At 41.7% G+C, this 12,394-nt stretch carries 8 protein-coding genes; 3 read left to right on the top strand and 5 right to left on the bottom strand.

The window, feature by feature from the left end:
* Positions 1–611: 611 nt before the first annotated feature.
* Positions 612–1,346, top strand: a complete 735-nt coding sequence (locus tag BLV86_RS16230) for a hypothetical protein (RefSeq protein ID WP_090819626.1) — start codon at positions 612–614, stop codon at positions 1,344–1,346.
* 367 nt (positions 1,347–1,713) lie between these two features.
* Here the strand turns inward: BLV86_RS16230 and BLV86_RS16235 are convergent, their stop codons facing one another.
* Positions 1,714–3,099, bottom strand: a complete 1,386-nt coding sequence (locus BLV86_RS16235) for an O-fucosyltransferase family protein (RefSeq protein ID WP_090819629.1) — start codon at positions 3,097–3,099, stop codon at positions 1,714–1,716.
* A 12-nt stretch (positions 3,100–3,111) separates the two neighbouring features.
* Entirely contained in the window at positions 3,112–5,985 is a 2,874-nt protein-coding gene (locus BLV86_RS16240) for a non-ribosomal peptide synthetase (protein WP_090819635.1), read from the bottom strand.
* 122 nt (positions 5,986–6,107) lie between these two features.
* Between BLV86_RS16240 and BLV86_RS16245 the strand changes: the two genes are divergently transcribed.
* Complete coding sequence (locus tag BLV86_RS16245) at positions 6,108–7,877, top strand: MATE family efflux transporter (protein ID WP_090819638.1); 1,770 nt, start codon at positions 6,108–6,110, stop codon at positions 7,875–7,877.
* Positions 7,878–7,998: 121 nt separating this feature from the next.
* On the opposite strand, the gene BLV86_RS16250 is transcribed toward BLV86_RS16245, so the two are convergent.
* Positions 7,999–9,369, bottom strand: a complete 1,371-nt coding sequence (locus BLV86_RS16250; RefSeq protein ID WP_242873348.1) for an MATE family efflux transporter — start codon at positions 9,367–9,369, stop codon at positions 7,999–8,001.
* A 378-nt stretch (positions 9,370–9,747) separates the two neighbouring features.
* Between BLV86_RS16250 and BLV86_RS16255 the strand changes: the two genes are divergently transcribed.
* Positions 9,748–10,197, top strand: coding sequence for an Hsp20/alpha crystallin family protein (locus tag BLV86_RS16255; protein ID WP_090819641.1), 450 nt, complete (start codon positions 9,748–9,750; stop codon positions 10,195–10,197).
* Between the two features lie 229 nt (positions 10,198–10,426).
* Here the strand turns inward: BLV86_RS16255 and BLV86_RS16260 are convergent, their stop codons facing one another.
* Both BLV86_RS16260 and BLV86_RS16265 read right to left on the bottom strand, forming a co-directional pair.
* Entirely contained in the window at positions 10,427–11,467 is a 1,041-nt protein-coding gene (locus BLV86_RS16260; RefSeq protein WP_090819644.1) for an ATP-binding protein, read from the bottom strand.
* A 92-nt stretch (positions 11,468–11,559) separates the two neighbouring features.
* Entirely contained in the window at positions 11,560–11,790 is a 231-nt protein-coding gene (locus tag BLV86_RS16265) for a hypothetical protein (protein WP_090819647.1), read from the bottom strand.
* Between the last annotated feature and the right edge of the window lie 604 nt (positions 11,791–12,394).

The raw sequence follows: 12,394 nt of genomic DNA on the forward strand, positions 1-12,394 counted from the left end.
CGGCACTCAGATACAACTTCCTTGAAAATCCTCGCAAGCAATGGTTTATATGCAAGGATATTTTTTACCGTCATATCCAGCCGGATCTTATCGGGGTCTGTAGCCACTATGACTTTCCCCAATCCTGTAAATTGTTCCATATCTGCTCCTAAAGTACAGCGAGAAAGATATGAACCTCTCGCCTTGATTATATATCAGTTCTGCGCAAAGCTGATAATAAAATTTGTATAATCGGGAATGATCATTCTGAAAAGAATTTCTAGGATTAATCGTTAGATGTCTCATGGACGTTAGAAGCATATCACAACTCAACAGTTTTTCATATTGTCTAATTTTAGACCATATAGGGCCTCGAGGGACTGATGGTGTGTTCCCTTAGGTTAAATCATTATCCCTATTTCCGTATATTACTTTTTAAATATGTGGTAAAATCTTGATATGAATTGATAAATTCCGTACAAACTTTTAAATATAGCCGTCAAGCTAGGAAAGCAGGATTACACAACTTCATTATGATGATAATTTCGGCGGATTCATGGATATGATCTATGAAACTATAGGTTGAGATATTACTCCTACTTTATCCATAAATCATTAACGGAGGCGTTAAAATGAAAATATCAAAAGTACTTGTCTCTACATTAGGTATTGCTTTCACCATTGGTATATCATCTTTAGCAGGCAATTGGGGGAAGAATTCCAACGGATGGTTTTACTTGAACGATGATGGATCGTACACCACATCTCAATGGCAGTGGATCGATGGAAATAATGATGGCAACGCTGAGTGCTATTACTTTGATGCCGGTGGATATCTTCTCACAAATACAATTGTTGATGGATATGAAGTTAATTCTGACGGAGCATGGACAGAAAACGGCATTGTTCAAATAAAACAGATTGCTTCAAACGCCATAGGTTCCGGATCACTTCAGCCGGGAAAATACTATCAAAAATCCAGTTATACAAACTACACCATATATCGTTCGGGCAGTGGCTATGAATCAGGGACTAACTATTTCGGAGAAGACAAAGATGAATACATTGTTCTTTCCGGAACAACAGATAAATTGAATTTTGAATACTATAATTGGATCACAACCCGAGAGTACCCTGAAATAGATGCATTAAAAATGAAAGGAACGTTTACTCGGAATTCTGATGGTTCTTATTCAGTAAAAAACATTGATCATACTGAAAGAATCAATGGGAAAATATGGTATCCTGACGAGTTGGATTTCACTATCTCTTCTATAAGCAATATCACAGATAATTCATTTGTTATTTATATTCACTCTGAAGGTGATGGTGGTTATGACACATATACAACTATGATTAGGGAATAAAATATGCAACCTCTCTTCTATCAGTAATGATCAAGAGTTACTATTATCAATAAAATTAACATAGTATATAAAGAAAGCCGGTAGTTGTACCGGTTTTCTTTTATTTCAATATATTAAGTTCTTACCAATAATTATTTGTTTGTCAGGTATTCCTTATCAAATGCCTCCGGATATGGAAATATCAGCTGTTTCCCATCAAAATCAACATACACATTTTTGTCTGTATACTTGGTAATAAAACCTTTTCCATGATCCTTGTGGAATACCTCTTCTTTTTCATTTTGCTGTATACTATCTTCGATTTCTATTTACGGTGATCTCGGTATTTACCATACCGCTGGTGGCACTTATTGTTCAGTAAGGTGTTTTAGCTCTGAGTATCGTCCATCATGCTTACAATATCCTTGTGGATGAACTTGCCCTCATTGAAGGCTTCGGCTATCCACACACCATTGCACATGCAGTTGGCCAGGAAACTCTCGCACCTGGAGAGCATATACATGGCATAGATGTAATTTACCGTGGTGTCCTCTACGGATGCCTGATATGCTTCTTCGGAATGAGTTTCTTTTTCAAGATCGGAGATATATTTAAGGTTCTTAAAGTCTTCGACTTTGTGGCGCTCCTGAGAGACGGTGATAACCTTGTGAGGAAATGCCTTTAGCATCTTGCTGAGGTAATAATCATCCTCTGTGGCCACAAAAATCCTGTCGTAGTTATATTTTTCCATACGCTCAGCTATGAGACTGATGCATCTGTCGATGTCGCTGGGGTGGAAAGAGTCTTCAAAATTGGCGATGATAAAATCTGTTCCCCTGAGTAATACGCCCAGGGTCTTTTTGTTTCCAAGAAGCAGGTCGGCATATTCCTTCATATCATTTAAAAGGGCCGGCTTTATAACATCCAGGCTTATACACCTTGTATTTCGCTGCGTGAAATTATTCAGGGCAAAGCAGTTAAAGCACTTGACGAAGGCGGTGTTGGTCTCATCTGCATCTTCAGGCTTTTCATCAATCTTAAAATACGTGGTCAGAAGTTTATCGGTGTAGCGGGTGCTGCCGGGAGCTATATATATCTTAATTCCCATTTTTTCAAGGGCTTCCTGAGCTTTGAGATAAGTGTTTAATACACTTCCGATGCCCTCGGTCTTTCTGATGGTGAGCTCTACATATTTGAGGTCTTTTTTAGGAAGATCTGTGATCCACTGCAAAATGAACATGCTGTGGAACAGGCCCAGAGAACAGAATCTGTCCGGTGTATTATAGACGGGGTAAAAGCTCTTTTGGACATATATTGACTTTTCCTTCTCAGGGATAAAGCACAGCACTACCTTATCCTTAAGCCATGGGAAAAGAGTCACCTTGCGGTCCCTGAAGGTTACCTGAAGATTTGTGTGCTTCAGGATAAGGTCTGCCAGGACAAGGCTGTATTCATTGGCCTCTTCGAAGAAGACCTCCTGAAAGCCATCCAGGATGTACATATTTATCTTTTCAAGATCTGTCTCGTCATAGAAATAATACGGAGGAAAGAACAGCTCGCTCTTGTAAAAATCGCTGTCAGGGCAGGCAGGATCAGCTTTGGTATACCGGTCATTGTCATCATAGCACATATCAAAATCTGCTGCCCCTTCGTTGTGAATGTGAAAGCGACTTTCGCCTCGAAGAACATATTTCAGCGCTTCGTGAAAGAGACCCGGTGTGCAGTCAAGTTCGCGGTAATTGATGTTGCTGTCATACTCAACAAATGTAAACATATTTATTCTCCTTTATTCTCGTTTCCATTTTTTGACTTCTTCAAGAATCAGTTTTACAAAGCGCTCCATGCTCTCTTTTTTATAGTGATTGGTGGAGTAGTAAAGAAGCATGTCAACCTTGTTATCATCAGGGTGATCGGTGATGACCAGGGACAACAGTCCCGGTGTTATGTCAAAAATCCTCAGATCCTCGCTCTTTTCCGTAAGGTTTTCAATCTCTCCCTGTTCCAGAAGGCTTCCGAGATGATTGAAATGCAGCATGTCAAAAAAGTCACTGATAGGGAAAAGAGTATCTTCAAGTTCCGGGTAAGCCTTTAGACATTCCATCTGCCTGTTGATGATATCCTGAGTGTTCTTCTCTTTTCCGAGATATAAGGGAAGGAAGCGGGCGATAAAGCCTGCAGTGTTCTTCCTGATCTCATCGTCTCTCTCACTGGAGGTAACCCATAGCATACCCTCGCCTGTACCGTTGTATTTTCCCATGGCACGAAGGGTTGCTGTGATAAAGAAGGCGTCGTTTATTCCGGGCCCCAGGGTGGCAAAATCCGTAACCTTTATCAATTCAGATTTTTCGGGAGGACCATCGGTATCAGGCTTTGGAAATATCTTTCTTCCCTGCCAGGATGAGGAGTCTCCCATGATATCCTCATATTTCTTAAGTGCACTCTGACAGGCTTCTTTGTCCTGCTTCTTTAAGGTGAGCCGCCGTACCATCTCGAAATAGTAATCCGGCGGTATCTCGTAGGCTTCATCCATGTAGCAGCGGTAGATCTGATCTCTGATTATCTGTAGAGATGTGCCGTCGCAATTGGAGTGATGGATATTGTAATACAGGTAATTTCCATCCGTGGTCCTATAGATATAGAAGCAGTAGAGCTTATCTGTATCTGTTAGCTTATTTATCCTTATCTTCCTGACATCCTCCAGCTCTTTTTCGGTGATATCAAGGATCTTTACCGGCTCTTCATATTCTTTTACATATTTCTGATAGTATCCGCCATTCTCCTCATACAGTTTTAGATTCAGGACGGGGTGGTGGGAAATGACCTTCTCGATGGCTTTTTTAAGCCTGTTAAGATCCACATCCTTTTTAAGCTTCCATAGGCTGGGAACATTTAAGAAGGGTGATGCCGGACCTACCTTCTGCATGTCCACATGGAGTATCTGACCTTCCAGCTGCGGCCATACTTTTTCTCTTGCCTCATCATCCAGCTTCTTCATTTTTCCGGCATCTTCTTTCTGATGCCAGTTAAGTGAAAGCTCTTTTGGAACTCTGCACTCCGAGAGAGCCCTGTAATCCATTTGTATTCCTATTTTGCTGCATTTTTCCACGAAGGTTATGGCGGTGAGTGAATCTCCTCCCAAAAGGAAGAAGTCATCGGTTACGCCCACCTCTTTGATGCCCAGAACCTGGGAAAAGAGATCACAGATCAGCTTTTCGGTGTCGGTTTCGGGGGCTATATATTCTCTTTGGGGCATGTCTGAAGTTTCCGGCGGCAAAAGATATTTTCTTGAGAGCTTTCCGTTTGGATTAAGGGGGAAGGCATCCATTCCCACAAAGAACGATGGGATCATATATTCAGGCAAAACCTTTAAGAGATCTGAAGTATTAAATGTGAACTTCCCGTCCTTAAGAAGGCCTTTATCTTTTGCCTCACTGTTTATGTAGTATGCCACCACAAAGGTCCTGCCACCATTGGAAAAGCCCTTGGCCACAACCTGTGAAAGTCCTGTATTGTCTTTTATGACTTTCTCAATCTCAGCGGGTTCCACTCGATTTCCGTTGATCTTGATCATGTCATCATTTCGTCCAAGTATGTAGAATCTACCTTCTTCATCGCGCCTGGCCAGATCACCGGTATAGTAGTAGCCGTCCCTGAAGACCTCTTTTGTCTTTTCCGGCAGATTGAGATAGCCTCTCACATATTCGTTCTTAAAGCAGAGTTCTCCTGTTCCGGGGCCTTCCACGCGGTTTCCGTCTTCATCCACCAGATGAAGGTCGATGTCGAGAATGGGCTTACCCACAGGGGCAGGATCATAGGGCTGAACCAAGGGCTGCTCCAAAACGGTAAATCCGGCTTCCGACATGGAGTAACTGTTGAGGATTGTAATATCTGTGTTTGGCGACCAGATCCCGTTGGCAGGCTCTGAACCTACTTTTATCTGAGACAGACAGGTATCTGCGACATTGCAGAGTCTCATATAGGAAGGGGACAGAAATGTGCCCTGTATCCCGTTACCCTTGATGAAATCAAGGAGTGCAGGCAGATTTCTTACCAGGTCCTTGCTGATAAGGTATATGGTACGACCTTTTACCAGATATTCACCAAGCAGAATGACGGAGGCAACAAAATAAAAGGGCGGAATAAAGGCTATTTTGAACGGAGGATAATCTTCCTGCTCCGGAAAGCATTCTGCCATTTGGGAAAGATTTCCATATTCATGGATGACGCCCTTGGGATTTCCTGTGGAGCCGGAGGTGTAGATGAGATAAGCCATATCATGGGGATCTGCATCTGCCTGACCCTGGAGCGGTGAGAAGCTGTTTTGGATCTCCTCATACACTTCATCGTCAATTACCCTGGCGCACCCGGAATCCTGTTTTATCTTTTCGACTCTTTGTTCCGGATATCCTTTCTCTAAAGGCACAAAGCAGGCGCCGGCCTTAAGAACTCCTAAGAGGCATGGAAAGAAGGAGATATTTCTTTTCATGATGATAAGAACTGTATCGCCGGGGCCTATACCCTCTGATTTTAAGGCGTTATAGACCCTGCCGGATTCCTGATCCAGCATCTCATAGGTCATTGTGCGGGTTTCGTCTATGGCTGCTATCCTGTCGGGATAGCGGCTTGTGATGTCAGAGACTCTTTTTAAAAAGTAATTCATTTACGATAGTACTCCCTAAAACTGATCTACGTATTATTGTTTATCATTGTCTTATTATATCATTATTATGTTCGCGATATGGTATATTAAAATATAGAAAATAATTATCGAGGGGTGGCGGAATGAATACAAACGACCAGCTTATCAAAAAAACTTTTATCGGAATATGGATAGTAGCCGGTACCAGTATGCTGTTTGGTATAGCCTGTGTGATGATAGATGCCATCATGACGGGACAGTTTCTTGGAAGTAAAGCGGTGGCGGCAACAGGTCTTGTGCATCCCGTGACGATACTTATAAATATGGTGGGGGGACTGTTCGGCCCGGGCCTTGCTGTGGTCTGCACCAGATATATGGGCATGGCAAAGAAGGATAAGGTGAATCAGGTATTCAGTCTTGTTATGTCTGTTCTTTTTATTCTGATGGTAGTTCTTGCATGCCTTCTCTTTGTCTTTTCGCCTGCTATCGCAAGTACTCTGGGTGCAAGATCCGATGATCCAGACATCATTCAGATGGCTGCAGATTACCTTAGGGGATTTGCTTTTGCAGCTTTGCCCATGGGCATCAGTATGTCTCTGGCGGAGCTTATGATGCTTGATAATGACAGACAAAGGGCCATGGGTTCCATGCTGGCCACACTTCTGTGTGACTTTCTTTTTGATTATCTCAATGTGGCTGTTTTTCACGGCGGAATGTTTGGAATGGCTATTGCCACAGCCCTCAGCAATGTGGCAGGACTCCTTGTTGTGCTGTCCCACTTCACCAAGAAGGAGAGAGTTCTGCGCTATTCGTTTCCCAAGATGGATATGGGTGAGCTAAAAGAAGTTATTCTGTGCGGAATCCCCCATGCGGTCTCACTGGGAAGCCTTGCCCTGAAGTCTATTTTTTTCAATACCTTTCTTCTGACCATTGCCTCAGAGGTGGAACTCTCAGGTCTTTCCGCAGCCTGTTCCTTCTTTTCCATAATGAATGCCGTGGGGCTTGGACTGTTTAACACCACATCCTCTTTGACCAGTCTTCTTTTCGGAGAGGGTGATGGCAATTCCATAGTAAGGACCTATACGTATTCAAAAAAGATAATCATAAGGCTCTTTGGTGTCTTAATGGTGATACTTCTTTTGCTGGCAAACTTTGTAGCCCGGGGTTTTCTGGATCCATCAGCCACAAAAGAGCTTCTGCAGGCCGCAAGGTTTATAAGATTTATGGCAGTTCAGTATTTCTTTTTCGCACTTTCCTACACACTCTCGGGAGTGTATCAGTCCATCATGAGAAACGGCTACAGCTATCTTTTAGTGGCACTGAGGGAAGGAATTTTGCCTGTGGTATGCTGCCTGGCTCTCGGAAATATATTCGGTATAAGTGGATTTGAAATGGGCTTTATAGTATCCGGAGTATTGATGCTAATTATCACTCTCCTTCTTCCGTCAGCGGTAAACAAACGATTCTCCTTAAAGGCGGAGGACATGGTCCTTATGCCTGAGGGAATAACTCCCAGGGAGGATGAACTTTTTGAGGCTTCCGTTGGCAGTATGGACCAGGTATCTGCTGTTTCGGAACAGGCCAGGGAGTTCTGCCTTAAGAGAAATATGAAAAAGAGAGATGCCAACATGACAGCTCTTTTCCTGGAGGAGAACATCATAAATATACTGACCCACGGTTCAGACAGCGGTAAGCCCATAAATGTGGACGTCAGGGTCATTAACAGAAATGATAACCTTATTATACGTTTCAGGGACAACGGAAGACCCTTTGATCCCGTGGAGTGGTATGAAAAGAATCATCCTGAGGATCCCACCAAGGGCCTTGGAATCAGGATAATCGTGGGACTTGCCACGGATGTGAAATACATACCGGCCATGGGCTTAAATAATCTGGTACTTACTCTGTTTTAAAATATTGTCATTTGGAGGTTACAGGCTTGAGCTTCATAACTGTCTATGATATATGATGATCCTCGCTTGTTGCAAAATGGAAAGTACTCCTCATTATAATGGACTAAATGGATCACCATCCCTACATTGCCGGCTTCCATCCCTCCTGTTTCCTTATCCCGGCATACAGGACATATGAAACGATAACCACAAAAAAATCCGCAACCGCCTGAGTCCATACTATGCCCATTACTCCGAACAAGGCATTAAACAAAAACAGTATAGGAATGTTGAAAACCATCTGGCGTATGACTGCAAGAAAAAAGGATTCTTTGCCCCGTCCGATGGCCTGGGTAAAATGAAACATAGAAAAGCACAGGAACATCAGAGGAGTTGCGATGCATCTCGCCCTGAGAAACAGCGTTCCGTAATGGACTGTTTCCGGATTATGGATGAAAGACTGCATTATAACAGGTGCCATAATGTAGTACATCAGAACACTGGTGATTCCTATCAGAAGTCCAACTATCCGTGCGAATCTGAAGATTTCATCCATACGTTCTATGTTGCCTGATGAGTATGAGTATGCTATAAGCGGTACCATCCCGAGGCAGATGCCAATGCCTATATTCAGAGGCAGACGCTCCGCTTTAAGTACGATGCCTATGGCAGCCAGCTCGATGTCTCCGTAAGAGGCTGACAAACGGTTTATAACGATGTTGCACAGATCAAACAGCAGGAGTCCTACTGCCGCAGGTATTCCCACATCAAATATGGAGGCAAATGACTTTGCCGTAAGGTGTTTTCCTGTCGGGCGGAATCTGAGTATGGTATTATTACACGCCTTGAAATAGGTGACCATAAAATATATGGACGCCACAATGTTGCTGAGCATGGTGGCTATGGCAGCACCCATGACCTGTTTGCCGTCCGGAAGGATCATAAACATAAATACGGGATCCAGGATAATGTTTAAGACACCACCCATACTGAGTCCAAAAGAAGCTTTTGAGGAAAGCCCGATACTTCTGAGCATGGACGATGCAGTGTTGTTGAAAACCACCGGAACTCCTCCGAGGACCACCACAAAAAACATATACTGACGGGCGTACCCGATTATTTTGTCACTTGCTCCCAGAAGTGTTAGAAATGGAGTCATCACAAAAAAGCAAAGGATTGAAAAAACTGCTCCTGCGATGATGGCCATCCACATACATGTTTCTGATACTCTTGATGCCTCTTCATCCTCTCCTGCGCCTATAAGTCTCGCTATGAGAGTTCCACCACCTACTCCGAAGACATTGGAAACAACTATGGTGAGCATAAACACAGGAAGAACCAGCGAACATGCCGCCACCATATAGGGATTATTGGTCCGTCCCACAAACCATGTATCTGCCAGATTGTATATTAAAGTTATCAGCTGACTTGCTATAGCCGGAAGTGCCATAACCATAAGCGCATGTGAGACTCTGGCCTTTTCGAAAAGAAATTTTTTATCTGCTTCTGCCATAGTATGTCACCTCTTTATGTATGTTGATTATTGCTTAGTCTGTCACATCATTTTAGATAATATTATCATGTTCCTTAAGCACAAAAAATATTTAATTCCACGAAAACATCATACTAACATCTTTTACAGCCTTGCCAATAGATTTTACCAACTTCTCGGCAGATTCTTTAAAATCATGCTCACGCGGCATAGACAGTTCACAAATATTTCACAAACATTATTAGCACTCACACTTGACGAGTGCTAATATGAGTGTTATAACATAATCGAACAGAGGAACAGAGAAGACCAAAAGAACGGGATGTTCCAATGATCTAATCCCTCCTTCCCCTTGCTCAGTATCTATTATCAGTATTGAGTGAAAAGGAGGTAAGCATTATGTTAAGACCTAGTATTTTTGGAGAAGATTTATTTGACGACTGGTTCGCATTCCCGGATTTCAGAGATCTGGACAGAACCGAAAGAAAGCTGTACGGCAGACATGCCGACAGGATGATGAAGACCGATGTTCATGAGCATGACGATTACTACGAAGTAGATATCGACCTGCCCGGCTTCAAGAAAGAAGAGATCAGTCTGGAGCTGAACAATGGATATCTCATTGTCAGTGCAAACAAAGGTCTGGATCAGGACGAAAAGGATAAGAAGGGCAAACTTATCAGACAGGAGCGTTACTCCGGATCAATGCAGAGAAGCTTCTATGTCGGTGAGAACATCACCGAGGAAGATATCAAGGCAAGCTTCAAGCATGGTGTTTTGAATCTCATCCTTCCTAAGAAGGACAAAGAGAGGCTTCCCGAAAAGAAACAGATACTCATCGAAGGATGATGTTAAAAAAGGCCTGCGGCTTTCCCGCAGGCCTTTTTTTTTCAATGATTCTATCTATTGCTTTCGACAACTGTTTTATCTGATCTGATAGCTTTCTGCCAGTCCAAAATATATATCCCCACCTGTTTCGTAGTATTTCTGTTTTAATCCAATTAACAAAAAAAGGAAGCGGCCGCTATTTCTTAATATTCTTAGGCATTTCTAGTTTTATTTCCTTGTTTGGGAGACCTTATTCATAAGTTTTAGCAACAATCTCAAATCGAGGAAGTAGCAAAGAAATATAACCATGTCCCGAAGATATGATTATACCTCTTTTTATCAGTCTATCACGGTATCTTGAGAAAACAGCAGATGTCATGCCTACCTTCTTACATATTTCACTGACTTTGGTCTCATCCTTTTTTATTGCAAGAATGACTGTTCTATCCTGCTTTGATAATGAGGACCATATTTTTTTGTATACAAAATCATCAAGCATATCATCAAGCTTGAGGAGAATTTCTCTTAACTCCATTTCATCTCTATATTCATAATATAGAAGACCTAGCGCTTGGAATGCAAAAGCATATCCCTTAGTTATCCGTGCAAGGTTCTTGGCATTGTCTTCATCAATCTGAAAAATATCTGCATACTGTTTCGTTATTTGATGCAAGCTTAGTGGTTCTAATGTTATTTTCGGGGTTCTAAGCAAAAAAGTAAGAGCTGGGTCGTTCTGGATTGCATAGATATTTTCATATAATCCTGTCATTAACAGGAAAACCGGATAATCTTTTCTAACAAAAATTTGAAACTGGCTCGCAAAGTGACGCATGTTGTCATCATGCATTACTTCATCAATAGTAATGATTACTTTTTTATTATGCTTTTTTAATGAAGAAAGCAAATTATCTATGATGCTTACGTTATCCTGAGGAGTATCATTTCCATTAACACCAATACCAAAATCTGCGATGGATATGTTTAATCCCTGTTTAAAGAAATCCGGGATTTTCTTGCAGGATTCGATCAAACGCATAGCACAGTCATTGATAAGATCCTGCGTTGAATTTAGGTCTATTACAATCCAATCCTTATCCTTCCCAAGTTCATTTGTTATTGAAGTCATAAGTACAGTCTTGCCACTTCCTCTGATTCCTTCGATAAGATATGCCTGACTGATTGGATTGTCAGCCTCAAATGTACTTAAGATCATATCCGTATTTTCATATCTGGATATATATTCATTTGGCTGTTTTCCAAAAGTAAGAGTAAATGGATTATTCTTTTTCATAACATGACATCCTTTCATAATTCTTCATAATCCATTATACTTTCATAATTCTTCATAATTCAATATAGTTTTCATAAACTTTCATAATTAAATTACAATGCTTCTATATATTTCCTCGTTTCTGTATCCACAATGTATATCTTCTGGTTTCCATACGGATCACCATTTGAGTATGTTGAAAATAGATCCAATGTCAGTACTCCTCCCAGGTCAAGAGGCTCTTCTTTGAATTCAACGCGTAATTGAAAGTCATTGCTATTGAAAAAGACCAGAGACAACGCTCTGGCCTTTTTCGCCGGTTCAAATTTTAAATTACTTTTCATCTATCTTAACAACGCCTGCTTAAAGTCTTTCCTTTACGTCTTCTACGAACTGCTTTTTGAATTTTTCATAATCCATAAGTATGTTTTCCTTTCTGTTTGCGATTAGCCTTGGATCGTCATCCTCCGGCTGGTTACAGACATAAGAAAAGCGCCAGACCTATGACCTGTTAAGTCTAGGCTGACGCTCAATATGCCTTTATTCTTTTGCAAAAGAAATGGACTCGGAGGTGAAGTGTTTTTGTTTTCCTCATTTCTTTGTCCATTGTAAATATAATACACTCAAAAACGCCTGAAAACAGACAGCAAGCGGACATTTTGCAGACATTATGCGGACATTTTCAAAAAAAGTCCGTTTTAGTGAAGCCTCACACGACTAAAGTCGCGTGCTTCCAAATTTAACACAAAAGAGTTTCTGGATTTTCCCGAGAATCTTTTATATTGTCTCCTTTAGGGAGACAGAATTCCTTTCTACTATACAGTCTAAACTCAGAGATCACGCGACACTCAGGTTGCATAATTCCGCATTAAGACTAATTAACGTAGATAAGGTGCATTGGCTTCTCTTGGCAGCCGCAGGGACTTTTGCCTGCAGTGCCAACCCTTC

Source organism: Oribacterium sp. KHPX15 (genome assembly GCF_900107835.1).
Classification (GTDB): domain Bacteria; phylum Bacillota; class Clostridia; order Lachnospirales; family Lachnospiraceae; genus Oribacterium.

Bases quoted from the DNA above. Each gene is read 5' to 3' on its own strand.
- BLV86_RS16230 (WP_090819626.1), top strand. From the start codon at position 612: ATGAAAATATCAAAAGTACTTGTCTCTACATTAGGTATTGCTTTCACC.
- BLV86_RS16235 (WP_090819629.1), bottom strand. From the start codon at position 3,099: ATGTTTACATTTGTTGAGTATGACAGCAACATCAATTACCGCGAACTT.
- BLV86_RS16240 (WP_090819635.1), bottom strand. From the start codon at position 5,985: ATGAATTACTTTTTAAAAAGAGTCTCTGACATCACAAGCCGCTATCCC.
- BLV86_RS16245 (WP_090819638.1), top strand. From the start codon at position 6,108: ATGAATACAAACGACCAGCTTATCAAAAAAACTTTTATCGGAATATGG.
- BLV86_RS16250 (WP_242873348.1), bottom strand. From the start codon at position 9,369: ATGGCAGAAGCAGATAAAAAATTTCTTTTCGAAAAGGCCAGAGTCTCA.
- BLV86_RS16255 (WP_090819641.1), top strand. From the start codon at position 9,748: ATGTTAAGACCTAGTATTTTTGGAGAAGATTTATTTGACGACTGGTTC.
- BLV86_RS16260 (WP_090819644.1), bottom strand. From the start codon at position 11,467: ATGAAAAAGAATAATCCATTTACTCTTACTTTTGGAAAACAGCCAAAT.
- BLV86_RS16265 (WP_090819647.1), bottom strand. From the start codon at position 11,790: ATGAAAAGTAATTTAAAATTTGAACCGGCGAAAAAGGCCAGAGCGTTG.